Source organism: Knoellia aerolata DSM 18566, assembly GCF_000768695.1.
GTDB lineage: Bacteria > Actinomycetota > Actinomycetes > Actinomycetales > Dermatophilaceae > Knoellia > Knoellia aerolata.
Genome location: NZ_AVPL01000001.1, coordinates 206,717 through 229,741 on the forward strand (window position 1 = coordinate 206,717; position 23,025 = coordinate 229,741).

19 protein-coding genes are annotated in these 23,025 nt (G+C 71.1%); 11 read left to right on the forward strand and 8 right to left on the reverse strand.

Annotated elements, in window-relative coordinates; all coding sequences use genetic code 11:
* Positions 1 to 122 precede the first annotated feature (122 nt).
* From N801_RS19475 to N801_RS01130, 6 genes are all read left to right on the forward strand, one after another.
* The gene (locus tag N801_RS19475; RefSeq protein ID WP_052112473.1) at positions 123 to 506 is read left to right on the forward strand and encodes a DUF3311 domain-containing protein; all 384 of its coding nucleotides are present in this window, start codon (positions 123 to 125) and stop codon (positions 504 to 506) included.
* Entirely contained in the window at positions 503 to 2,185 is a 1,683-nt protein-coding gene (gene mctP / locus N801_RS01110) for a monocarboxylate uptake permease MctP (RefSeq protein ID WP_052112474.1), read from the forward strand. The genes N801_RS19475 and mctP overlap by 4 nt, the downstream gene beginning before the upstream one ends.
* Positions 2,186 to 2,271: 86 nt before the next feature.
* On the forward strand, positions 2,272 to 4,404 hold the full coding sequence (gene malQ / locus N801_RS01115) for a 4-alpha-glucanotransferase (protein ID WP_035931870.1): 2,133 nt from the start codon (positions 2,272 to 2,274) through the stop codon (positions 4,402 to 4,404).
* Positions 4,405 to 4,531: 127 nt separating this feature from the next.
* Entirely contained in the window at positions 4,532 to 5,620 is a 1,089-nt protein-coding gene (locus tag N801_RS01120; RefSeq protein WP_035932030.1) for an SDR family oxidoreductase, read from the forward strand.
* 13 nt (positions 5,621 to 5,633) lie between these two features.
* On the forward strand, positions 5,634 to 7,745 hold the full coding sequence (locus N801_RS01125; RefSeq protein ID WP_052112475.1) for a DUF8754 domain-containing protein: 2,112 nt from the start codon (positions 5,634 to 5,636) through the stop codon (positions 7,743 to 7,745).
* Positions 7,742 to 9,082 (forward strand): wax ester/triacylglycerol synthase family O-acyltransferase, encoded by a 1,341-nt coding sequence (locus N801_RS01130; RefSeq protein ID WP_052112476.1) that lies wholly within the window; start codon positions 7,742 to 7,744, stop codon positions 9,080 to 9,082. The genes N801_RS01125 and N801_RS01130 overlap by 4 nt, the downstream gene beginning before the upstream one ends.
* 16 nt (positions 9,083 to 9,098) lie before the next feature.
* On the opposite strand, the gene N801_RS01135 is transcribed toward N801_RS01130, so the two are convergent.
* The 8 genes from N801_RS01135 to N801_RS01170 form a co-directional block, all read right to left on the reverse strand.
* A complete protein-coding gene (locus tag N801_RS01135) occupies positions 9,099 to 9,821 on the reverse strand; it encodes a VIT1/CCC1 transporter family protein (protein WP_035931873.1) in 723 nt (240 codons plus the stop codon).
* Positions 9,814 to 10,122, reverse strand: a complete 309-nt coding sequence (locus tag N801_RS01140; protein ID WP_035931876.1) for a 4a-hydroxytetrahydrobiopterin dehydratase — start codon at positions 10,120 to 10,122, stop codon at positions 9,814 to 9,816. Before N801_RS01140 ends, N801_RS01135 begins: the two co-directional genes overlap by 8 nt.
* A 143-nt stretch (positions 10,123 to 10,265) precedes the next feature.
* The gene (locus N801_RS01145; protein ID WP_035931878.1) at positions 10,266 to 11,123 is read right to left on the reverse strand and encodes a trypsin-like serine protease; all 858 of its coding nucleotides are present in this window, start codon (positions 11,121 to 11,123) and stop codon (positions 10,266 to 10,268) included.
* A 119-nt stretch (positions 11,124 to 11,242) separates the two neighbouring features.
* Positions 11,243 to 12,403: an ABC transporter ATP-binding protein gene (locus N801_RS01150; protein ID WP_035931880.1), complete on the reverse strand. Its 1,161-nt coding sequence runs from the start codon at positions 12,401 to 12,403 to the stop codon at positions 11,243 to 11,245.
* Positions 12,400 to 13,431, reverse strand: a complete 1,032-nt coding sequence (locus N801_RS01155) for an ABC transporter ATP-binding protein (protein ID WP_084107986.1) — start codon at positions 13,429 to 13,431, stop codon at positions 12,400 to 12,402. Before N801_RS01155 ends, N801_RS01150 begins: the two co-directional genes overlap by 4 nt.
* Before the next feature lie 7 nt (positions 13,432 to 13,438).
* Complete coding sequence (locus N801_RS01160; RefSeq protein ID WP_035931882.1) at positions 13,439 to 14,449, reverse strand: ABC transporter permease; 1,011 nt, start codon at positions 14,447 to 14,449, stop codon at positions 13,439 to 13,441.
* A 5-nt stretch (positions 14,450 to 14,454) separates the two neighbouring features.
* Positions 14,455 to 15,465 carry an ABC transporter permease gene (locus N801_RS01165; protein WP_035931884.1) on the reverse strand — a complete coding sequence of 337 codons (1,011 nt, stop codon included), beginning with the start codon at positions 15,463 to 15,465 and terminating at the stop codon, positions 14,455 to 14,457.
* A gap of 86 nt (positions 15,466 to 15,551) precedes the next feature.
* Positions 15,552 to 17,231: an ABC transporter substrate-binding protein gene (locus N801_RS01170; RefSeq protein WP_035931886.1), complete on the reverse strand. Its 1,680-nt coding sequence runs from the start codon at positions 17,229 to 17,231 to the stop codon at positions 15,552 to 15,554.
* A gap of 193 nt (positions 17,232 to 17,424) precedes the next feature.
* Between N801_RS01170 and N801_RS01175 the strand changes: the two genes are divergently transcribed.
* The 5 genes from N801_RS01175 to N801_RS01195 are packed head-to-tail and all read left to right on the forward strand — an operon-like array spanning position 17,425 to position 23,014.
* Positions 17,425 to 17,862: a (deoxy)nucleoside triphosphate pyrophosphohydrolase gene (locus N801_RS01175; RefSeq protein WP_035931888.1), complete on the forward strand. Its 438-nt coding sequence runs from the start codon at positions 17,425 to 17,427 to the stop codon at positions 17,860 to 17,862.
* Between the two features lie 25 nt (positions 17,863 to 17,887).
* Complete coding sequence (gene typA, locus N801_RS01180; protein WP_035931889.1) at positions 17,888 to 19,792, forward strand: translational GTPase TypA; 1,905 nt, start codon at positions 17,888 to 17,890, stop codon at positions 19,790 to 19,792.
* A gap of 41 nt (positions 19,793 to 19,833) precedes the next feature.
* On the forward strand, positions 19,834 to 21,648 hold the full coding sequence (locus N801_RS01185; protein ID WP_084107988.1) for an ABC transporter substrate-binding protein: 1,815 nt from the start codon (positions 19,834 to 19,836) through the stop codon (positions 21,646 to 21,648).
* Positions 21,645 to 22,511, forward strand: a complete 867-nt coding sequence (locus N801_RS01190) for a PIG-L family deacetylase (RefSeq protein ID WP_035931892.1) — start codon at positions 21,645 to 21,647, stop codon at positions 22,509 to 22,511. Before N801_RS01185 ends, N801_RS01190 begins: the two co-directional genes overlap by 4 nt.
* Positions 22,508 to 23,014: a flavin reductase family protein gene (locus N801_RS01195; protein ID WP_035931894.1), complete on the forward strand. Its 507-nt coding sequence runs from the start codon at positions 22,508 to 22,510 to the stop codon at positions 23,012 to 23,014. Before N801_RS01190 ends, N801_RS01195 begins: the two co-directional genes overlap by 4 nt.
* The last annotated feature ends 11 nt before the right edge of the window (positions 23,015 to 23,025 follow it).

Genomic DNA, 23,025 nt, shown 5'->3' on the forward strand with positions numbered 1-23,025 from the left:
GGACCGGCGGGGGGCCCGGGGAAAGGACGCCCCTCCCCAGATGTGGCGCAGGTCACGTGCACCGCCTAGGTTTCTCCCCGGTGCGCGCAACGGCGCCCGCTCCCCGATGAGAGAGGTTTCTCGTGGACGAACACGAGGTCGTCGACCACGACACGGTCCCACCGGCCAACAAGGGGCTGCTCGCCGCAGCCGGCGTGCTCCTGCTCGCCCCGATCGTCGCGCTGATGTGGGTGAGCTCCTACAGCAGGGTCGAGCCGAAGCTCTGGGGCTTCCCGTTCTTCATCTGGTACCAGTTCCTCTGGGTCTTCCTCTGCTCCGCGATGACCTACGCGGCGTACCGGCTCGTGCTCAAGGCCCGCCCGCACCGCGCCATGGGCGACGCCATGCGCCAGCCGAAGAAGCACGGCCGCCGCGGCCGCCACCAGCGGGGCGCGGCGATGGGTGACGGCACCGACGCCGGCCTGCACGACGACCAGCCCTTCGACGGACCGGAGGACGTCCGATGAGCCAGCTCGGAGCAGCACTGCCCGCCGCGAACAGCGGTGGCGTCAACGTCGTGGCACTGACGATCCTCATCGTCCTCTTCCTCGGCGTCACGGTCATGGGCTTCCTCGCCACCCGCTGGCGCCGCCCGTCGAGCATGGAGTCGCTCGACGAGTGGGGTCTGGGTGGACGGTCGTTCGGCACGTGGGTCACGTGGTTCCTCCTCGGAGGCGACCTCTACACGGCATACACGTTCGTCGCCGTCCCGGCGGCGATGTTCGCGCTCGGGTCGGTGTCGGGCTTCTTCGCCGTGCCCTACACGATCGTCCTCTACCCGATCATCTTCGTCTTCATGGCCCGCCTGTGGTCGGTGAGCCACCGCCACGGCTACGTCACGCCGGCGGACTTCGTCAAGGGTCGCTACGGCAGCCGGGAGCTCTCGCTCGCCGTCGCGGTCACCGGCTTCCTCGCGACCATGCCCTACATCGCGCTCCAGCTCGTCGGGATCCAGGCGGTCCTCGAGGTCGCCGGCGTGGGTGGCGGCGACAACTGGCTCGCCAAGGACGCGCCGCTCTTCATCGCGTTCGCCCTGCTCGCGGCCTACACCTACAGCAGCGGGCTGCGCGCCCCGGCCATGATCGCGTTCGTCAAGGACACCCTCATCTACCTCGTCATCATCGTGGCGATCATCTACCTGCCGTCCAAGGTGGGCGGCTGGGAGGCGGTGTTCGGCGCGGCCGAGGAGAAGATGGCGGCGACGAACCCCGCGACGGGCAAGCCGAACGGCGCGTTCATCCCGGGGAGCCAGCAGATGTGGGCCTACGCCACACTCGGCCTCGGTTCGGCGCTCGCGCTGTTCATGTACCCGCACTCGATCACGGCGAGCCTCTCGGCGAGCAGTCGCAACGTCATCCGGCGCAACGCGGCGATCCTCCCGGCCTACTCCTTCGTCCTCGGCCTCCTGGCCCTGCTCGGGTGGGTGGCGATCGCGGCCGGGACCAAGCCGATCGGCCTCGACGGCAAGCCGAACGCGCAGCTCGTCATCCCGCAGCTGTTCGAGGACATGTTCCCGAGCTGGTTCGCCGGCGTCGCGTTCGCGGCCATCGCCATCGGTGCGCTCGTGCCGGCGGCGATCATGTCGATCGCGGCGGCGAACACGTTCACCCGCAACATCTACAAGGAGTGGATCAAGCCGAACGCGACGCCGAAGCAGGAGGCGCAGGTCTCCAAGCTCGTGTCGCTGATGGTCAAGGGCTTCGCGCTGGTCTTCGTCCTGCTGCTCGACAAGCAGAACGCGATCAACTTCCAGCTCCTCGGGGGGATCTGGATCCTCCAGACCTTCCCCTCGATCGTCTTCGGGCTCTACACCCGCTGGTTCCACCGGTGGGCCCTGCTCGCCGGCTGGGCCGTCGGCATGGTCTACGGGACGTGGTCGGCGTACAACGTCGTCAACCCGGTGACGGGAGCCCACTTCGGTGGCTCCATCGCCAACATCCCGGGGATCGCGCAGATGGGCTACATCGCGATGACGGCGTTCGTCATCAACCTCGTCATCGCCGGTGTCCTCAGCCTCGCCCTCAACGCGGCCAAGGTCCCGAAGGGCATCGACGAGACGATCAAGGGCGACTACTTCGCCGACGAGGGCGACCCCCGCGTCGAGAAGCTCAACCTCGGTCCGCACGAGATCACGGCCAGCCCCTGAGCCGTTCCGGCCCAGCACCGGGGCGTCGCCGCAGTCGCGGCGGCGCCCCGTGCGCGTTCCCGCCCGCCGACCGGCAGGATGGGGCAATGCCTCCGGTCGCACCGTCCCCCGCACTGCTCGAGCTCGCCCGCGCCCACGGGGTGGCCACCGACTTCCACGACTGGAAGGGCGCCCACACCGTCATCACCGAGGAGACCCTGCGTGCCGTCCTCGGCGCGCTGGGGGTGGACGCCGGGACCCCCGACGCGGTGTCGGCCTCGCTCGCGGACGCGGCGGACCGCGAGTGGCGACGCACCCTCCCCGCGACCGTCGTCTGCCGTGAAGCGTGGACCCCTTGGATCCACGCGCACGTGCCCCACGGCTCCTCGGTCCGCCTGACGGTCGAGCTCGAGGACGGCGGCGCCCGTGACGTGCCCCAGGTGGAGCGGTGGGTGCATCCGCGCGTCATCGACGGTCGCGAGGTCGGCGAGGCGACCTTCGAGCTGCCCGGTGACCTCCCGACCGGGTGGCACCGCCTCGTCGCCCACCTCGACGCGGACCCGGTGGCGGCCGGCACGGAGATCTCGACCCTGGTCGTCACACCCGCCCGCCTCGAGCTGCCCGAGACGCTGCGCCACGGCGGGGTCACCGGGCTGATGACCCAGATCTACCAGGTCCGCTCGGCCGGGTCCTGGGGGATCGGCGACCTCGCCGACCTCGGCGACCTCGCGTCCTGGGCCGCCACCGAGCTGGGGGCCGAGTTCGTCCTCGTCAACCCGCTCCACGCCGCCGAGCCGGTCCCCCCGATGGAGGCCTCGCCCTACCTCCCGTCGACCCGGCGCTTCGTCAACCCGATCTACCTGCGCGTCGAGGACATCCCCGAGGTCGTGCGCCTCGACGCCGCCGCTCGCACCCGGATGGAGGAGCTCGCCACCGAGGCGCGGGCGCTGAACACCACCGACACCATCGACCGGGACGCCGCCTGGGCGGCCAAGCGGGAGGCGCTCGCGCTCGTCCACGCCGTCGGCCTCGAGGGCCGGCGCGCCCGGGACTTCGAGCGGTTCCGCGAGCGCGAGGGCGAGGGGCTGGCGACGTTCGCCACCTGGTGCGCCCTCGCCGACCGCCACGGGCTGCCGTGGTCGCAGTGGCCGAGCGAGTACCACGACCCCACCAGCCCCGCCGTGGCCGAGTTCACCAAGTCACAGGAGGACCTCGTCCGCTTCCACATGTGGCTCCAGTGGCTCCTCGACCGCCAGCTCGGCGAGGTGCAGCGCGAGGCCACGGCGGCGGGCATGTCGCTCGGGGTCATCCACGACCTCGCCGTGGGCGTCAGCCCGGGCGGCGCGGACTCGTGGGGTCTCGCCGACGCGCTGGCCCTCGGCGTGACCGTGGGCGCGCCTCCGGACCAGTTCAACCAGCTGGGCCAGAACTGGTCGCAGCCGCCGTGGCACCCGGAGCGCCTGGCGGAGCTCGGCTACGCGCCGTTCCGTGACATGGTGCGCACCGTCCTGCGCGACTCCGGCGGCGTGCGCGTCGACCACGTCATCGGGCTGTTCCGCCTGTGGTGGATCCCGAAGGGCCTGACGCCGGCCGACGGCACCTACGTCACCTACGACCACGAGGCGCTCATCGGCATCCTCTGCCTCGAGGCGCAGCGCGCCGGCGCGGTCGTCATCGGCGAGGACCTCGGTGTGGTGCCCGCCAACGCCCGCGACTACCTGCACGAGCGCGGGGTGCTCGGGACGAGCATCATGTGGTTCGAGACCACGGACGGTGCGCCGACGCCGCCGGAGCGCTACCGCGAGCTGTGCCTGTCGTCGGTGACGACGCACGACCTGCCGCCGACCGCGGGCTTCCTCGCGCTCGAGCACGTCGACATCCGTGAGCGGCTGGGCCTGCTCACCCGCCCGGTGGCGGAGGAGCGCGCGGTCGAGGAGCAGTCCATCGCGCAGGTGCGCGACGCCCTCGTCGCCCGCGGGTGGCTGGAGCCCGGTGCGGGGGTGCCCTCGGTCATGGAGGCCATGCACCGCTGGCTCGGCCACACCCCGAGTGCGCTGCTCGCGATCTCGCTCGCCGACGCCGTCGGCGACCGCCGCGCCATCAACCAGCCCGGCACCGCTGACGAGTACCCGAACTGGCGCCTGCCGCTCACCGGTCCGGATGGTGCGCTGGTCTCGCTCGAGGACGCGATGCGGTCCGAGCTGGCCCCCGTGCTCTTCGACGCCGCCGACGGCCGCTGACCGCCGCTGACGGCCGCTGACGCCGACCCCCGCCACCCGTCCCGCTTCCCCGGGACGTTCGGCCCTGACGCCCGCACGCAGCGGTGACGAGGCTGGGGGTCCGACGACGAAGTGGAGGGTGGAGCAGATGGCTGCGCTCGTGATGACCGGGTTCCCCGGGTTCCTGGGCTCGGCCCTGCTGGCACGGCTGCTGGCCAGGCGCCCCGGGACCGACGCCGTGTGCGTCGTCCAGGAGAAGCATCTCGGCGAGGCGCGAGCACGGCTGTCGGAGATCGAGGCCACCGAGGCGCACGTCGCCGGCCGGGTGCGGCTCGTCGTCGGCGACCTCACGCTGCCCGGCCTCGGTCTGACCGCCTCGGACAGAGGCTCGCTCGAGGACGTCACCGAGGTGTGGCACCTCGCCGCCGTCTACGACCTCACCGTCGGCGAGGAGGTGGCCCGGCGGGTCAATGTCGACGGCACTGCGCGGGTGCTCGAGCTGTGCGCCGACCTCGAGCACCTCACCCGGCTCCACCACGTCAGCACGTGCTACGTCAGCGGCCGGCACGACGGGGAGTTCCGGGAGGACGATCTCGACGTCGGCCAGAGCTTCCGCAACCACTACGAGTCGACGAAGTTCGAGGCCGAGCTGCTCGTGCGCCGGGCCATGGCGGGGGGACTGCCCGCGACGATCTACCGGCCCGGGATCGTCGTGGGGGACTCCCGCACCGGGGCGACGCAGAAGTACGACGGGCCCTACTTCCTCGCCACCTTCCTGCGCCGTCAGCCACCGCTCGCCGTCGTCCCCGCCGTGGCCGACCCCGACCGGGTGCGGTTCTGCCTCGTCCCACGGGACTTCGTCATCGAGGCCATGGACCGGTTGTCGGTGCTCGAGGGGTCGAGGGGCCGGACCTACGCCCTCACGGACCCCGAACCGCCGACCGCGCGCCAGCTGGTCGACAGGTTCGCGCACCGACTCGGCAAGCGCGTCGTCTGGGTGCCGCTGCCCCTCCTGCTCACCAGGGTGGCGATCTCCCTTCCGCTGGTCGAACGGCTCGCAGGTCTCCCGGCAGAGGCGCTGGAGTACTTCGCCTCGCCCACCACCTACGACACGACGCACACGCTCACCGACCTCGCAGGCACGGGCGTGCGGTGCGCGCGGTTCGAGGACTACGCCGACCGGCTGGTGGACTTCATGGTCGAGCACCCCGAGCTCGACTCCGCGGCCATGGTCTGACACGAGGAGAGACATGACACGCGCAGCCCCAGTGGTCGTCAACATCAGCCTCATGGGCCCGGAGTGGGACTACGACACGAGGGTCACCTTCCTCGGGCAGCGCTTCCGGATCGTTCGCCGAGGGACGTCCGGCGACGTCGAGGCCGCCCTCGCCCAGGTGCGCCTGTGGGCGCCGAGGTCGAGCGCCCTGGCCGTCACCGGCATACGGGACGCACGAGCCGCCGGACTGTATGCCGGTCAGCTGCGGAACCACAGGCGGATCATGGCCGAGGCGGGGGCCGTCCCCGCCACCGACGGCACCGAGCTGCTCGAGGTGCTGCAGGAGTGGGCGGTCCGGCGGGTCAACGGCGAGATGCCGGGGCACTTCACGAACGCACGGACCGTCGTGCTGGGAGGCAGGAACCACGGCCGGACCACCCGCATCCTGCGTGAGTACACGCAGAACATCCAGTTCGCCGACCCCCTGCTCAGTCTCGACCTGCCCGGGCGGCTCCACAGCACGCCGGTCCTGGGGCTGGCCGCCGACGCCGTGGGTGGGGCGGCCGGGCTGGCGATGCGGATGGTGCCCGATGTGGTCAGGGATCAGGTCGACTCGCCCGCCCGGCTGGCCGCGCGAGCACTGGCGCGACGAGCGGCCCGGGACTGCGACGTCGTGGTCGGGACTTACGAGGAGCTGACCGGCTTCGGTCTCGAGGACCTCGCCGGCAAGACCCTCATCACCTCGGCGGTCTCCGAGGAGCGGCTGGCCGACCTGGGCGACCGCGGGGTCTACCTCGTCGTCGACGTGACGCCGCAACCGTTCGACGTCATCGTCAACGCGGCGACGCTGCAGGCGCTGATGATGGCGCGGGTGCACGGGGACAGCCCGCTCACCGACGACGACCTGCTGGACATGATCGTCGATGCCGGGCTCGAGCCGCGACAGCTCCACCCCAACGGTCCCAGGCGCAAGAGCCGCTTCGCGTTCGTCATCCACCCCCTGTCCCAGCAGTACCTCCAGAACGTCGAGCCCCTGCGGTCGATCGCCCGCTTCGCCCCCGGTCCCGTCATGGACCTCGTCGAGAAGGCCGCCGCCTACAGCCCGCCGTTCACCTACAGCCACGTCACCGGCATCACGTCCCCCACCGGTGCCGAGGCGGAGGGCTGGCTCATCACGGTCGGTGGCACGCCCCGCGAGATGATGGCCCACAGCCCCGAGTTCACCTACCGCCGCCTGCTCACCGCTGCCGACACCGCCCGCAAGCTCGGCGCCCAGATCATGGGCCTGGGCGCCTTCACCAAGGTCGTCGGCGACGCCGGGGTGACGGTGGCCAGGCAGGCCCCGCTCCCGGTGACGACCGGCAACAGCTACAGCGCGTCCGGCGCCCTGTGGGCGGCCCACGACGCGCTGCGCCGGCTCGGCCTGGCGGAGGTGGACGACACCGGGGCGCTGCGGGGGAATGCCATGGTGGTGGGGGCCACCGGCGCCATCGGCTCGGTCTGTGCCCGCCTGCTCGCGGTCGCGGAGGCCAGGCTGTGGCTGGTCTCGCCCGAGTCCGGCAAGCTGCTGGCCCTCAAGGAGCTCATCGAGCGTGAGCACCCCCGTGTCGAGGTGCACATCGCCGCCACCCCCGACGACGCCATCTCCGAGATGGACCTCATCGTCACCGCCACCTCGGGTGCGGGCAAGCGCGTCCTCGACATCGGGGCCGTCAAGCCCGGCTGCGTCATCACCGACGTGGCCCGGCCCCTCGACCTGTCCGCCGAGGACGTCGCCACCCGACCGGACGTGCTCGTCGTCGAGTCGGGCGAGATCGAGCTCCCCGGCGACGTGCACATGGGCGACATCGGGCTGCCCAAGAACGTCGCCTACGCCTGCCTCGCGGAGACCGTCGTCCTCGCCCTGGAGGGCCGCTACGAGAGCTTCACCGTCGGGCGCAACATCGAGTGGGAGAAGGTCAAGGAGATCTACCGGCTGGGACTCAAGCACGGGATGAGGCTGGCCACCATCTCCGGCGTCAACGGCGTCTTCACGCCCGAGGACATCGACCGGATCCGGACCCTGGCCCTGGCGGCGCGTGCGTCGGGCGGGACGAGCAGCAGCACCGGGCCCGTCACCGCCCAGCCGGCCGGGGTGCCGTCATGACCACCCCGACCCGACGGACGATGGGGGCCGCGGACGCCATGTGGCTGCACACCGACCGACCGAACCACCTCATGGTCATCGACGGCATCATGTGGACCGAGCAGCGGCTGGACTGGAGCCAGCTGCGAGCCACGCTGCAGGAGAGACTGGTCGACACCTACCCTGTGTTCGGCCAGCGCCCGGTCGACCCCGTTCACCCCTGGGAGCTCCCGAGCTGGGAGGACGACCCCGACTTCGCGCTGTCCCACCACCTGCACCGTGCCCGGCTGCGCAAGCCGGGGGGTGAGAAGCAGCTGCGCAGCTTCCTCGAGAAGAAGGTCAGCCGGCCCCTCGACCGCAGCCGACCACTGTGGGAGGCCTGGCTGGTGGACGGCTACGGGGAGGGCTCCGTGCTCTTCCTTCGCCTGCACCACGCGATGGCCGACGGCATGGCGCTGGCCCAGGTCATGCTCACCCTGACGGATCCCGCGCCGGACGCCAGGGACGAACCGCGCGAGGTCGAGCCGGCGAACCGCGGCTGGTCCGTCGCGGCCCGGGCCACCGGCCTCGTGCGCAGCGCCCTGAGCCTGCCGTCGGTCCCTCTCACGATGCTCCAGGCGGTCCAGGTCAGCCGCAAGCTCGTGCTCGGAGTCCTGCCGAGGACGCTGCTCAGCGGGGAGCCCGGCGTCGACAAGCTGCTGGCCTGGTCACGGCCCCTGCCGCTGGCCGACGTCAAGGCGATCGGCAGGGAGACCGGGAGTACGGTCAACGACGTCCTCATGGCGGCGCTGTCGGGAGCGCTCGCGCGCTACCTCGCGTCGTTCGGCGAGGCGGTCGACCACCTCACGACCATGGTCCCGGTCAACATCAGGCCGCCGGGCGAACCCCTTCCCCGGGAGCTCGGCAACAAGTTCGCCCTCGTCCTGCTCCACCTGCCGACGGGTGACCTCACGGTGGCGCAGCGACTGGCGGAGGTGCATCGGCGGATGGAGCAGATCAAGCACTCGCCCGAGGTCTTCATCACCTCGGCCGTCGCCGACGGCATCGGCTTCCTCCACGCCATCGACAAGCCCCTCGTCGACTTCTTCGCAGGCAAGGCCATCGGGGTGACCACGAACGTCATGGGCCCGAAGGAGCCGCGCTTCCTCGCCGGTGTCGAGGTCAAGGGCGTCCTCGGCTGGGTGCCCGGGTCGGGCGGCCAGACGCTGGGGGTGTGCGTCCTGAGCTACGCCGACACGGTGCGGATCGGGTTCAAGGTGGACGCAGCCTCGGTCCCGGTGCCCGACCAGCTCATCGCGTTCTTCGAGGCCGAGCTCGACGCCCTGCGGGCCCTGGTCCCGGAGCGAGCAGCACCCTGACCCCCAGGCCCGCGGCTCAGATCTGGGTGCCGACCAGGGAGCCGATCGCATAGGTCACGGCCATGGCGACGAGGCCACCGAGCACGACGCGACCGACGGCCCGGCCCGGGGGTGCGGACCCCAGGCGGGCGCTCACGAAGCCGGTGGTCGCGAGCGCGAGGATGACGGCGGCGACGGTCACCGGGACCCTGGCCCCCACCGAGACGAGGAGGATGGCCGCCAGGGGCAGGGCGGCCCCGAGGATGAACGCGATGCACGAGGCCCAGGCCGCGTGCCACGGGTTCGTGAGGCCGTTGGGGTCGATCCCCAGCTCGGCCTCGGCGTGGGCACCGAGCGCGTCGTGCGCGGTCAGCTGCACGGCGACCCGATGGGACAGGTCGTGGTCGAGCCCCTTGGCGGCATAGATCTCGGCGAGCTCCTGGAGCTCCGCCTCCGGCTCCTCGAGGAGCTCGCGTCGCTCCTTGGCCAGCAGCGACTGCTCGGTGTCGCGCTGCGTGCTCACCGAGACGTACTCGCCGACCGCCATGCTCATCGCACCGGCCGCCAGCCCGGCGAGACCCGCGGTGAGGATCGCGGCGCGGTCCGTCGTCGCCGCCGCGACGCCGATGACGAGGCCGGCCGTCGACACGATGCCGTCGTTGGCCCCGAGAACTCCGGCGCGCAGCCAGTTGAGCCGGGTGCCGATGGAGTCGTCGTGCGGCTCGTCGTGCTCGTCGATGACCTGTGACGTGTCAGCCACCGTGCGTCGCTCCGTGTCGACGGGCGATCTCGGTGATCCGGTGCGCCTGCTCGACGTCCAGCTGGGTGAGGCCCCCCGCGTCGTGCGTCGTCAGCAGCCACGTCGTCGTGCGCCAGCGGATGTCGATGTCGGGGTGGTGGTTCATCTCCTCGGCGACCTCGGCCGCGTCGGTGACGATCCGGATGGCGGCGGGGAAGTCCGGCGCCTCGATCGTGGCGACGATGGCATCGCCCTCGCGGGTCCACAGGGGGAGGTCGGCGAGCTGGCGCTCGACCTCCTCGTCAGTCAGCAGGCGGCTCATGCCCCCAGCCTGTCCCGCATGGGGGGCGCCCGTCCAGCAAGGCGCGCCTTCGCGCGGACCCGCGCTCCCGGCATACGACGTCGTATGCCGTGAGGCCGGCTCCGCGGTGTGCGGAACCGGCCTCTCGGGTGGGACGGGGAGCGTCAGGCCGCAGCGTCGACGCCGAACTCGGCGAGCCAGTCCTGGACGACGGGGATGTCGATCCGCTGGAGGCCACCGAGGTAGCGGCAGTTCGAGGTGTAGCCGTAGCTCGTCACGGTGACCTGGTAGCCACCCTTGAACGTCGGGCCACCGGAGTCACCGAAGCAGGTGCCACCGCCGCCGAACGGGTCGTTCTCGTTGCCGTTGACCTGGAGGATCTGCGGCATGAGCTTCTGGCCCTTCTCCTCCGTGACGCGGCGCAGGAGCGGATAGGACTGCGGCGTGGGCTTCTGCGGGCCGCTCTCGGCCTTGCGGACCTCGGTGCCGTAGCCGACCGACGTGAAGAGCGTCTGGTTGAGGATCCGGGGCGTGAACTGGTCGAGGTAGCCCTCGGGCGCGACCGTGACGGGGGCGATGCCGGTGACCGGCTCGTCGAGGACGATGACGCCGACGTCGTTCCAGTTCCTGAGGTCGGTGAAGTCCGAGTACTCCGGGTGGGTGTGCGCCGTACCGGACAGGTAGCCCGCAGCCTTGAGCTCGGCGGGGGTGTAGCCGGCGGCCACGTCCTTCGCGACCGGGAGCGGCGACGGGGGGGCGTCGGCGATCTTCGTCTTGAAGGTGACGGCGGTGCTGCCCACGGTGCCGTCGGTGCAGTGGGCGGCGGTGACGAGGACGGTCGGGGAGACCAGGCTCGCGGAGCAGCGGTAGCGGCCGGTCGCGTCGTAGAACGCAATGAGGGCCACGTTGGGGTGGCCCTCGCCGTCGGGCTGGCCTCCGGTGATGGCGTGGGCCGCGAGCGCGGATCCCGCGACGAGGCCTGCGGCGAGGGCGCCGGCGGCAGCGATGCGTCGGATGCTCATGTGACCTCCAGGGTCGGTCGAGGTGTGGCAGGGGAGGCAAGGGTCGTGCGAAGGCCGGGACGAGCCCGGCTTCGCGGACGCTACCGCCCGTCAGGTACCGCGGGGGCGGAATCGCCGAATCAGAGCGCTTCCGAGATGGAGGCCGGGCCCATGAGGCTGTCGGGGCCGGTGTCGAGGTCGCCCGCCTCGGTCGCGGTCGCCGTGACGGCGTGCCGTTCGATCTCGCCCGAGGCGATCTGCTCGGTCCAGTGGCAGGCGACCCTCTGGCTGGGGTTCACGCCCGCGATCTCGGGCACGCGCAGCACCGGGCGCTCGGTCTCGCACTTCGTCTCCTGCCGCCAGGGGCAGCGGGTGTGGAAGCGGCACCCGGTCGGCGGGTTCGACGGGGACGGGAGGTCGCCGGTGAGCAGGATCTGCTCGCGCCGGTCCTCGATGACCGGGTCGGGGACCGGCACGGCCGACATGAGGGCCCGCGTGTAGGGGTGCAGCGGAGCCGCGTAGAGGTCGTCCGCCTCCGCCTCCTCCACGAGGGCGCCGAGGTACATGACCCCGATGCGGTCGCTGATGTGACGCACCACGGCCAGGTCGTGGGCGACGACGAGGTAGGTGAGGCCGAACTCCTCCTGGAGGTCCTCGAGGAGGTTGATGACCTGCGCCTGCACGGAGACGTCGAGGGCGGAGACGGGCTCGTCGGCGACGATGAGCTTGGGGTTGACCGACAGGGCCCGGGCGATGCCGATGCGCTGGCGCTGGCCGCCGGAGAACTCGTGGGGGTACTTCGCGAGCGCTGCCTCGGGCAGCCCGACCGCCTCGAGCAGCTCGACGAGCCGGGGCCGGGCCTCCTTGGCGTTCTTCGCGATGCCGTGCGCCTTCATCCCCTCGAAGAGGAGCGACTCGACGGACTGGCGCGGGTCCAGGCTCGACAGCGGGTCCTGGAAGACCATCTGGATGTCCTGGCGCTTGCGTCGCAGCTCCTCGCCCTCGAGCGTGGCGATGTCGATGCCGTCGAAGATGACCGAGCCGTCGGTGGGTGGCTCGAGCTTGAGGATGGCCCGGCCCAGCGTCGACTTGCCGCAGCCGGACTCGCCGACGAGGCCGTAGGTCTCGCCGCGACGGATCTTGAGGTCCACGCCGTCCACGGCGTACACGTGGCCGATCGTCTTGTCGAAGATGACGCCCCGCTTGATGGGGAAGTGGACCTTGATGCCGCGCGCCTCGACGAGGACGTCACCGTCGGGTGCCGTCCCCTCGACGGTGGGGGTGGTCGTCTGCTCGCTCATCGGGACTCCTCCACGGGGTTGTGGCAGCGCAGCGGTCGGCCCTCGTGCGGGACGAGCTCCGGCATGACGCGGGTGCACACCTCGATCGGCTGCGAGCAGCGCGGCGCGAACGCGCAGGCGTGCGTCCACGGCAGGTTGTCCGCCACCGACCCCGGGATCGGGGTGAGCCGCTGGCCGCGGGGGGCGTCCAGCCGGGGGATCGAGGCGAGCAGCCCGTGGGTGTACGGGTGCCGCGGCTGCGCGAACAGCTCGTGCCGCTCGCCCCGTTCGACGATCCGGCCGCCGTAGAGGACGTTGACCTCGTCGCAGAGGCCGGCGACGACGCCGAGGTCGTGGGTGATCATCACCAGCGCCGTCCCGGTGTCCTGCACGAGCTCCTTGAGCAGGGCGAGGATCTGGGCCTGGATCGTCACGTCGAGGGCCGTCGTCGGCTCGTCGGCGATGAGCAGGCGCGGCTGGCAGGCCAGGGCGATCGCGATGAGGGCGCGCTGACGCATACCGCCGGACAGCTGGTGCGGGTAGTCGGTGAGCCGGCGGTCGGGGTCGGGGATGCCGACCCGGTCGAGCAGGTCGCGGGCGACGGGGGTGGCCGCCTTGCGGGACATGCCGCGGTGGCGCTCGAGGACCTCGGTGACCTGGAGCCCGATCGGGATGACCGGGTTGAGCGAGGACAGCGGGTCCTGGAACACCATGGCGATGTCCTTGCCGCGCTTGTCCCTCATCTGCTGGTCCGACAGCGTGAGCAGGTCGGTCCCGTCGTAGCTCACCGTCCCCGAGACCCGGTTGCCGCGCGCGGGAAGCAGGCCCATGATCGCGAGCGAGGTGACCGACTTGCCGCAGCCGGACTCGCCGACGAGGCCGACGGTCTGGCCGGGGTGGACGTCGAAGCTGACGCCCTGGACGGCCTCGAACGGCTCCTGCCCCTGGCGCTGGAAGGTCACGCGCAGGTCCCGCACGGAGAGCAGGGGCTCGGAGGAGCCGGTCCTGCCGTGCGGGTGGGTGGAGGGTGACGTGCTGGTGCTGGTCATCTCCGGGTCACCTCCGGCTCTTGGGGTCGAGGGCCTCGCGCAGGGACTCGCCCATGAGCGTGAACCCGAGGGCGACGATGATGATGCAGATCGCCGGGTAGAACGCGAGGTGCGGGTAGTCCTGGATGAGGCGCTGGGCCTCGCCGAGCATCTGCCCCCACTCCGGCTGGCGGTCGTCGGAGTTGCCGAGGCCGAGGAAGGAGAGACCGGCGGCGTCGATGATCGACGTCGCGAGGACGAGGGTCGACTGCACGATGACCGGTCCCAGCGAGTTCGGCAGCATGTGCCGGAAGATGATGGCCTGTGGCTTCACCCCGAGCGCCCGGGCGGCCAGGACGTGGTCGCTCGAGCGCTGGGCCAGCATGGAGCCGCGCAGCAGGCGGGCGAAGATCGGCACCTGCACGGTGGCGATGGCGATGATCACCGTCCACTGCGAGGGCCTGGGGGCAAGCGCCGCGATCGAGACCGCGAGCAGCAGGGAGGGGATCGAGAGCATGACGTCGACGACCCGCATCACGACCGAGTCGACCCACCCGCCGAGCGCGCCGGCAAGGGTCCCGAGGACGAGGCCACCGGTGAGGCCGAAGATCGTCGCGAAGACACCCACGATGAGCGTCTGACGGGCCCCGACGAGCAGCCGGGAGAGCAGGTCGCGGCCGAACTCGTCGGATCCGAGCGGGAAACCGTCCCGCGGCCCGGGGATGGCGCCCGGCCTCAGGTCGTCCAGCAGCTCGGGGATCCGCTTGCTGGCGTCGTGGGGCGCGATCCACGGTGCCACGAGGGCGAGCACGACGAAGACGAGCGTGATGGCGGCTCCGAGGAGGAAGACCGGGTTGCGGCGCAGCCGAGCCCAGGCACTCGCGATGAGCGAGACACCGCCGGTGTCCCCGACCTTGCCGGCCGCGCTGACGTGGACGTCCTTGACCGCGGTCGCGGTCCCGCCGCCGGCAGTTGCGGCGAGAGAGTCGATGCGGTTCTTCTTCGCGCTGGGGCGCGGATCCATGGGGGAGGGGGTCATCCCGGTCACCTCGTCCGGACTCGGGGGTCGATCACGGCGTACATGATGTCGACCAGCAGGTTGACGAGCACGTAGACGGCGGCCGCGGCGAGGATGATGACCTGCAGCACCGGATAGTCACGCCGGCTGAACGAGAGCGCCAAGGCCTCACCGATGCCACCCCACGAGAAGACGGCCTCGGTGAGGACGGCGCCGCCCAGGAGTGCACCGATCTGCAGTCCGATCGTCGTCGTCACGGGCAGCATCGCGTTGCGCAGGACGTGGCGGCCCCGGATGACCCGGTTGGTCAGACCCTTCGACTCGGCCGTGCGGATGTAGTCCTCGTCGAGCACCTCGAGGACCGATGCGCGGGTGATCCTGAAGATCACCGCGAAGGGGATGCTCGCCAGCGCCACCGCAGGCAGCACGAGGTGCTTGAGCGCGTTCACCGAGGCGTCGAACTCGCGGGTGAGCAGGCCGTCGATGACGAAGAACCCGGTGACCCGGGTGGCATCGAGGCTGCCGTCCTGGCGGCCCGACACGGGCAGCCAGCCGAGCTTGATCGCGAAGACGTACTTGAGCAGGAACGCGAGGAAGAAGACGGGGACCGCGACGCCGACGAGGGAGAAGACCACCGACGCGTTGTCGAGGAAGCTCGCCCGGCGCCGGGCGGCGACGTATCCCATCGGGATTCCGAGGGCGACCGCGATGAGCATCGCGAAGAAGCTGAGCTCGATCGTCGCCGGGAAGCGCTGCAGGAAGATGTCGAGGGCGTCGGTCCCGGGAAGGACGCTCGTCGAGGGACCGAAGTCGCCCTGGAGAACGCGTCCCACGAACTTGCCGTACTGGACCCAGACGGGCTCGTCGAGACCGAAGGCCTTCTCCATCGCCGCGCGTGTGGCCGGCGTCGCCCGCTCACCGAGGATCGCGGAGACCGTCCCGCCGGGGAGGGAGCGCAACCACAGGAACAACAACAACGACAGCACAACGAGGACGCCGACCATCTGTACCAGGCGCCTGATGATGAACCTCAGCACGCGATCCTCCTTCGGTCATGGCGGTGGCCGTCCCGGCGATCCTTCGCCGGGACGGCCACCTCGTCAACGGGCAGTTACCTCAGGGGTCACTTGCCGCCGACGGTCACGCCACTGAACTCCTCCGCGGTGAGCGGCGAGGGCACGACGCCCTCGACGTCCTCACCGACGACGAGCGCCGGCGGGGAGTGGCTGATCGCGAGGGCCGGGAGGTACTCCTCCTGGATCTGGCGGTTCAGCTCCTCATAGGCCTTGGTGCGCTCCGCCTCGTCGACGATCGCGTCCGCCTTGGCGAGGTCGCCGGCGAGCTTGGTGCCGAACGAGTGCTTGGCCAGACCGAAGTTGTTCGCGTCGAGGCTGCCGAAGAAGGTGCCGATGAAGTTGTGCGGTGAGTCGTAGTCGCCGGTCCACCCGAGGAGGAAGGCGTCGAACGCGTTCGCGTCGACCCCGTCGAGGTAACCACCGTTCCACGGCTTGGTGACGACGTTGACCTTGATGCCGGCGGCCTCGAGGTCGCCCGCCATGGCCTGGTAGAGCTTCTGCGGGTTCGGCATGTACGGACGCGTGACCTCGGACGGATACGCGAAGTTGAGCGTCAGCCCACCGGCCGCCGCGATGGCTGCCTTGGCCGCCGCCGGGTCGTACTTCTCGGCCTCCAGCGACTTGTTGTAGCCGCTCACGGTGTCGGGCATCATCTGCGTCGCGACCTTGGCGCCCTCGGGGAGCTGGGTCTTGACGAGCTCGTCGCGGTTGATGGCCTGGTAGATGGCCTTGCGGACCTTGAGGTCGGTGAGCTTGGCGTTCTTGGTCGGGTTGAGGCCCAGGTAGAACACGTTGAACGCCGGACGGATCTCGACCTTGTTGCCCGCGGTCTCCAGACCCTTCCAGTCGGCCGGGTTCGGCAGGTCGTAGCCGTTGATGCTCTTGGCCTCGAGCTCCTGGCGACGGGTGCTCTCGTCGGGGATGATCTTGAAGACGACCTTGGCGTTCTTGGCCTTCTCGCCCCAGTAGTCGTCGTTGCGCACGAGCGAGACCGTCTTGTTGGCCTCGTCGTACTTCTCGAGCTTGTAGGGGCCGGTGCCGACGCCCGCCTTGGAGTAGGCGGGGTAGATGAAGCCCTCGCCCTGGGCGACGACCTCGTTGGCCTTGCCGGCGTCCATCGCCTTGGGCGACTGCATGGAGAGCGAGTCGAGCGAGAGGAAGACGGGGAAGCCGGACGTGGGGCGGGTCACGGAGAGGACCACGGTCTTCTCGTCCTTGGCCTCGCAGCCCTTGTAGAGCGACTCCGCGGCCTTGGCCTTGAAGGCGCCGAAGGTGCCGGACCAGTACTCGGCGGCCACCTGGCCGGCCGGGTTCTGGTCGAACATCCGCTCGAAGTTCTTGCACACGGCGTCCGCGTTGAACGGCTCACCGTCGTGGAACTTCACGCCCTCGCGCAGGGTGAAGGTCCAGTTGGTCCCGGAGGCGTCCGGCTCCCACTTCTCGGCGAGCTCGGGTTCGATCTCGGCGCTGCCGGCCTTGATGCCGACGAGCCCCTCGAACATCTGACGGGTGACCCGGAAGGTCTCGCCGTCGGTGGCGTAGAAGGGGTCCATGACCTTGGGGGCGCCGGCGGCGCCGAAGGTGAAGGTGGACGTGCCCCCGTCGGAACCGGAGGTGGAACCCGTGTCCGACCCGGAGTCGTCACGGTCGGACTGGGCGCAGGCCGTCAGGGCCAGGGCCGCAACCGCCAGCACGGCGACCGGGGTCGCCTTGCGCTTGAACGTCATCGATACCTCGCTTGGATGTGCGAACCTCGAGAGCCACGGTTGACCCCCGAAGGGTGGAGCGACCGAGCCGCGGGCATGGTGTGCCATGCCGCGCTGCGTGGACGGGTTGACCCTAACCACATTCGTCGGGATCAGTCCCGCGCACGGGCATTGTTTATCGGAGTGAGACCGACCGGTCAGGAGGACCTGCGGCGTGAGGACGGAACCGACGGACGCACCCATCGACGTGGTCGGTGCCGCGATCGTCGACGACCTCGCCGCGCCGACCCGCCTGCTGGCCGCCCGGCGCACCGAGCCCCCGGCCCTGGCGGGCGGCTGGGAGCTGCCCGGCGGGAAGGTCGACCCGGGGGAGAGCGCGGTGCAGGCCCTGCACCGCGAGGTGGCCGAGGAGCTCGGCGTCGAGGTGGCCCTGGGCGACGTGGTCCCGGGTCCGCTCGACGGCGGGCGGTGGCCGCTCGGTGGCGCCTACGCGATGACCGTCCACCTCGCCGTCGTGACGTCCGGGGTGCCGGCGCCGGTGGAGGACCACGACGCCCTGCGCTGGCTGGCTCGCGACGAGCTGTATGCCGTCGCGTGGCTGCCCGCGGACCTCCCGGTCGTCGAGGCGCTCGCCGCACGTTTTCGTCCCTGAGCGAAATCCTGAGAGACTGGCGGTTATGCCTATCACTACTCGCGACGACATCCGAAACGTCGCCATCGTCGCGCACGTCGACCACGGGAAGACCACACTGGTCGACAAGATGCTCTGGGAGTCCGGTGCCTTCGAGGCCCGGGCCACCGTCGAGTCCACCGGCGAGCGCGTCATGGACTCCGGTGACCTCGAGCGCGAGAAGGGGATCACGATCCTCGCCAAGAACACGGCGGTCCACTATGCCGGCAAGGCGGCGGTCGAGGCCGGCCTCGCCGACGGGCTCACCATCAACATCATCGACACCCCCGGTCACGCCGACTTCGGTGGCGAGGTCGAGCGTGGCCTGTCGATGGTCGACGGCGTCGTCCTGCTCGTCGACGCGTCCGAGGGGCCGCTGCCCCAGACCCGCTTCGTGCTGCGCAAGGCCCTGACCGCGCACATGCCCGTCATCCTGTGCATCAACAAGGTCGACCGTCCCGACTCCCGCATCCAGGAGGTCGTCGACGAGGTCTACGAGCTCTTCATGGACCTCGACGCGACCGAGGCGCAGATCGAGTTCCCGATCGTCTACGCCTCCGCCAAGAACGGCCGCGCCTCGATGACGCGTCCCGACAACGGTGGACTGCCCGACGGTGAGGACCTCACCGCTCTCTTCGCCACGATCATCGAGACGATCCCAGCACCGACCTACGACACCGACACGCCCCTGCAGGCGCACGTCACGAACCTCGACGCCTCCAACTTCCTCGGCCGTCTCGCGCTCCTGCGCGTCTTCAACGGTGAGATCAAGAAGGGCCAGCAGGTCGCCTGGTGCAAGCACGACGGCTCGATCGAGCGCGTCAAGATCACCGAGCTCCTCATGACCGAGGCCCTCGAGCGCAAGCCGCTCGAGGAGGGCAAGTCGGCCCGCCCCGGCGACATCATCGCCATCGCGGGCATCCCCGACATCATGATCGGCGACACGATCGCCGACGCCGACAACCCCATCGCCCTCCCGATCATCACGGTCGACGAGCCGGCCATCTCGATGACGATCGGCACCAACACCAGCCCCATGGTCGGCCGCGTCCGCGGCTCCAAGGTCACCGCCAGGATGGTCAAGGACCGCCTCGACAAGGAGCTCGTCGGCAATGTGTCGCTGCGCGTGCTGCCCACCGAGCGCCCCGACGCCTGGGAGGTCCAGGGTCGTGGTGAGCTCGCGCTCGCCATCCTCGTCGAGCAGATGAAGCGTGAGGGCTTCGAGCTCACCGTCGGCAAGCCGCAGGTGGTCACCCAGCAGATCGACGGCAAGCTGCACGAGCCGGTCGAGCGCCTCACCATCGACACCCCCGAGGAGTACCTCGGTGCCATCACCCAGCTCCTCGCCGCGCGCAAGGGCCGGATGGAGCAGATGACCAACCACGGCACCGGCTGGGTGCGCATGGAGTTCCTCGTGCCCTCGCGCGGCCTCATCGGCTTCCGCACGCAGTTCCTCACGGACACCCGTGGCGCCGGCATCGCGCACCACGTCTTCGAGGCCTACGAGCCGTGGTTCGGGACCATCACGACGCGCACGTCGGGGTCCCTCGTCGCCGACCGCACCGGCCCGGTCACCGCCTACTCGATGGTCAACCTCCAGGAGCGCGGCACGCTGTTCGTCGAGCCCGCGACCGAGGTCTACGAGGGCATGATCATCGGCGAGAACTCGCGTGCCGACGACATGGACGTCAACATCACCAAGGAGAAGAAGCTCACCAACGTGCGCGCCTCCTCCGCGGACAACTTCGAGAAGGTCGTCCCGCCCCGTCGCCTCACCCTCGAGCAGGCGCTGGAGTTCTGCCGCGAGGACGAGTGCGTCGAGGTCACGCCCGAGGCCGTCCGCATCCGCAAGGTCGAGCTCGACCAGACCGTCCGCGGCCGCACGGCGTCCCGCGCGCGCAACAAGTCCTGAGGCGCCGCGGCGTCCGCGCCCCTCGCCAGGAGGCTCACGCAGTGACCACCAGCAGCCACCAGCCCCCCCGTCCGGCACGTTCCGGGCGGGTCCGGGCTGCGGCCGCTGCCGCGACGGTCGCGCTCCTCGCGGCCGTCGCGGGCTGCAGCCTTCTCGGCGGTGGCGACGACGACGTCACGACCCCCCGGGTCGCGGCCGCCGACGAGCGCACCGACGAGCCGGGCGGCACCCTGCGCGCCCTCTCGCTCGGGCCCGTCCTCACCTGGGACCCGCAGCGCATCGCCGCGCGTGACGACGCGGCCTTCGCCGGACGCACGTTCCTGCGGACCCTGACGGCCTACCAGCCGAGCACGGACACGCGCAACCAGTCGCGCCTCGTCGGTGACCTCGCCACCGACACCGGCACCCCGAACGAGGACCTCACGGCGTGGTCGTTCACGCTGCGCGAGGACATCGCCTGGCAGGACGGGTCCCCCGTGACCTGCGAGGACGTCAAGTACGGCATCTCGCGCACCTTCGCGACCGACGTCATCTCGGGGGGCTCGACGGACGCGCTCGCCGTGCTGGCCGTCGAGAAGCTGCCCGACGGAAGGTCGCTCTACCGCGGCCCGTACGCCGCCGTCACCGCCGCCTCCGCGGCCGCGGGCGTCGACTCCTTCGACCGGGCGGTCTCGTGCCGGGGCACGACGATCACCTTCACGCTGGCGTCGCCGGTGGGCGACTTCAACGAGATGGTGACGCAGCCGGCGTTCGCTCCCGTGAAGAAGAGCGCCGACAAGCGCGGCGACGGCACCTTCGCGGTGTTCTCGAACGGTCCCTACCAGCTGTCGGCCCCGTGGCGTCCGTCGACCGGTGGTTCGTGGGTGCGCAACCCGCACTGGAAGTCGACGAGCGACGAGGTGCGGCAGGGCTACCCGGACCGCATCGAGTACGTGGAGGGCATCGAGACGCAGACCGTCGCCCAGCAGATCATGGCGGACGGCGACAACGCGCGCGCCGCAGTGTCCCTCGGGTCCGCGCCACCGGCGATCCAGCAGCACATCGTCACCGTCGACTCCCTGAGCGACCGCGCCGTGACCGCCGGAACCGGCCTCGTCGACTACCTCGTGCCCAACGTCAGGAGCGCGGTCTTCGCCTCGGTCGAGGCCCGCCAGGCGCTCGCCGTCGCCACCAACCGCGCCGCCTACGTCACCGCCCTCGGCGGCGCGGGCACGGGCCGGCCGGCGCCGTCCCTCATCCCCGAGGTGCTCCCCGCGCACCACGACGAGAACCCTCTCGCCTCCGGTGACCGAGGTGACCCGGACGCCGCCAAGGCCCTCCTCGGCAAGGCCGGGCTGACGATCCCGGTGCCGATCCGCGTGGCGTACCGGTCGAGCCCGGTCGCCGACAAGGCGATGGCGGCGCTCGTGGCCGGCTGGACCGACGCCGGCTTCGCCCCGACCCTCTCGCCGCTCGAGGACGAGTACTTCTCGACGATCGCGCAGCCCGCCGCCGCGACGGCCTACGACGTGTTCTGGTCCAACTGGGCCCCGGCGTGGGCGTCGGCGAGCACGATCCTGCCTGCGCTCTTCGACAGCACCGTCAACCTCAGCGGGGGCGGTCCCGGCCGCGACTACGGCTACTTCGCGGACCCGGGCGTCGACACGGAGATCGCCCGCATCGGCACGATCGCCGACCGGGGCGAGCGCGAGAAGGCCTGGGCCGCCCTCGACGTCCGGCTCCAGACGCTCGGTGCCTACGTCGGCCTGGCCGAGCGCCGCTCGCTCTACATCGCCGGGAGCGACGTCCGCAACCTCTCCGCCAACGAGGTGATCGGCGGGGTCGTCGAGTTCGCGGACATCGCGGTCCGCCGATGAGCCGCCTGCTCTTCGTCCACGCCCACCCCGACGACGAGACCCTCGCCACCGGTGTCGCGATCCTCCACCACGTCGAGCGCGGGGACGACGTCCACGTGCTCACCTGCACTCTCGGCGAGGAGGGCGAGGTCATCCCGGCCGACCTGGCCCATCTCGAGGGTGCCGAGGGCGACCCGTTGGCCGTCCACCGCAGGGCCGAGCTCGCCCGCGCCGTCGCGGTCCTCGGCGTGACCGCCCACCTGCTCGGCGTGCGAGCGGACGGCGACGTGCCGGCCTACCGCGACTCCGGCATGGTCGGGTCGCGCGCCTTCGGGCACCCCCGCGCGCTCGCGGGCACGGAGCTCGCCCCGGTGGCAGCCCTGGTGCGCTCGACGGTCGACGAGATCGCTCCGGACGTGGTCGTCACGTACGACCCGCAGGGTGGCTACGGTCACCCGGACCACATCCGCGTCCACGACGCGGTGCGCCTCGCACTGGCCGAGATGGCGTCTGCGCCACCGCTGCTGGTCACGCTCACGCCGCGTTCGTGGGTGGCGGAGGACCGCGCCTGGCTCGCTGCGCACGTGCCCGCCGACACGGGGTATGCCGTCCCGTCACCGTCCGACCCCGTCGCGCCCTCGGTCGTCGACGACGCGCTCGTGACCCACGAGGTCGTCGACCCGACCGTCGTGGCCCGGCAGATGGAGGCGCTGCGCGCCCACGCGACCCAGGTCGTCGTGGGGGACGGGTGGTTCGCCCTCTCGAACGGCGTCGTGTCGCGCCTGGCCGGACGCGAGGGCTACGCCCTGATGGACCCGCGCACGGGAGAGCTCGTGCGCGGCGTCGGCGAAAAGCGGCGTGGCCTCCTGGCGGGGGACGCATGAGCGTCGCGGGGGAGGGGGCCGGCGTCGACACCGGGACCTACCGCCACGCCATGGGTCGCCTGGCCAAGGGCGTCGCCGTGCTCACGACGACCGCGGGGGCGCAGGACCACGCGCTGACCGCGAACTCCCTGACCAGCGTGTCGCTCGAGCCGGTCCTGCTCCTCGTCTGCGTCGAGACCGACGCCCGCTTCCACGACGCCGCCCGGGAGTCCGGCGTCTTCGGGGTGAGCATCCTCGCCGCCGACCAGCGGGCCCTCGCGGCATGGTTCGCGACGCCCGGGCGCCCTCTGCCGGGACAGATGGACCGGGCGCCGCACCACCGGGCGGAGTCGGGTGTCGCCCTGCTGGACGGGTGCCTCGCGACGCTGGAGTGCGACGTGCGCGACATCCACCCTGCGGGGGACCACAGCATCTTCGTCGGCGCGGTGCGCGCCGCCCGCCTGGCGGCCGATCCCAAGGCTGCCCTCGTACACTTCCGCGGACAGTACTCCGCCCTCACCTGACCGAACACCAC

Excerpts from the sequence above, each read along its gene's own strand:
- mctP (WP_052112474.1), top strand. The coding sequence starts at position 503 with ATGAGCCAGCTCGGAGCAGCACTGCCCGCCGCGAACAGCGGTGGCGTC.
- malQ (WP_035931870.1), top strand. The coding sequence starts at position 2,272 with ATGCCTCCGGTCGCACCGTCCCCCGCACTGCTCGAGCTCGCCCGCGCC.
- N801_RS01120 (WP_035932030.1), top strand. The coding sequence starts at position 4,532 with ATGGCTGCGCTCGTGATGACCGGGTTCCCCGGGTTCCTGGGCTCGGCC.
- N801_RS01125 (WP_052112475.1), top strand. The coding sequence starts at position 5,634 with ATGACACGCGCAGCCCCAGTGGTCGTCAACATCAGCCTCATGGGCCCG.
- N801_RS01130 (WP_052112476.1), top strand. The coding sequence starts at position 7,742 with ATGACCACCCCGACCCGACGGACGATGGGGGCCGCGGACGCCATGTGG.
- N801_RS01140 (WP_035931876.1), bottom strand. The coding sequence starts at position 10,122 with ATGAGCCGCCTGCTGACTGACGAGGAGGTCGAGCGCCAGCTCGCCGAC.
- N801_RS01145 (WP_035931878.1), bottom strand. The coding sequence starts at position 11,123 with ATGAGCATCCGACGCATCGCTGCCGCCGGCGCCCTCGCCGCAGGCCTC.
- N801_RS01150 (WP_035931880.1), bottom strand. The coding sequence starts at position 12,403 with ATGAGCGAGCAGACGACCACCCCCACCGTCGAGGGGACGGCACCCGAC.
- N801_RS01155 (WP_084107986.1), bottom strand. The coding sequence starts at position 13,431 with ATGACCAGCACCAGCACGTCACCCTCCACCCACCCGCACGGCAGGACC.
- N801_RS01160 (WP_035931882.1), bottom strand. The coding sequence starts at position 14,449 with ATGACCCCCTCCCCCATGGATCCGCGCCCCAGCGCGAAGAAGAACCGC.
- N801_RS01170 (WP_035931886.1), bottom strand. The coding sequence starts at position 17,231 with ATGACGTTCAAGCGCAAGGCGACCCCGGTCGCCGTGCTGGCGGTTGCG.
- typA (WP_035931889.1), top strand. The coding sequence starts at position 17,888 with ATGCCTATCACTACTCGCGACGACATCCGAAACGTCGCCATCGTCGCG.
- N801_RS01190 (WP_035931892.1), top strand. The coding sequence starts at position 21,645 with ATGAGCCGCCTGCTCTTCGTCCACGCCCACCCCGACGACGAGACCCTC.
- N801_RS01195 (WP_035931894.1), top strand. The coding sequence starts at position 22,508 with ATGAGCGTCGCGGGGGAGGGGGCCGGCGTCGACACCGGGACCTACCGC.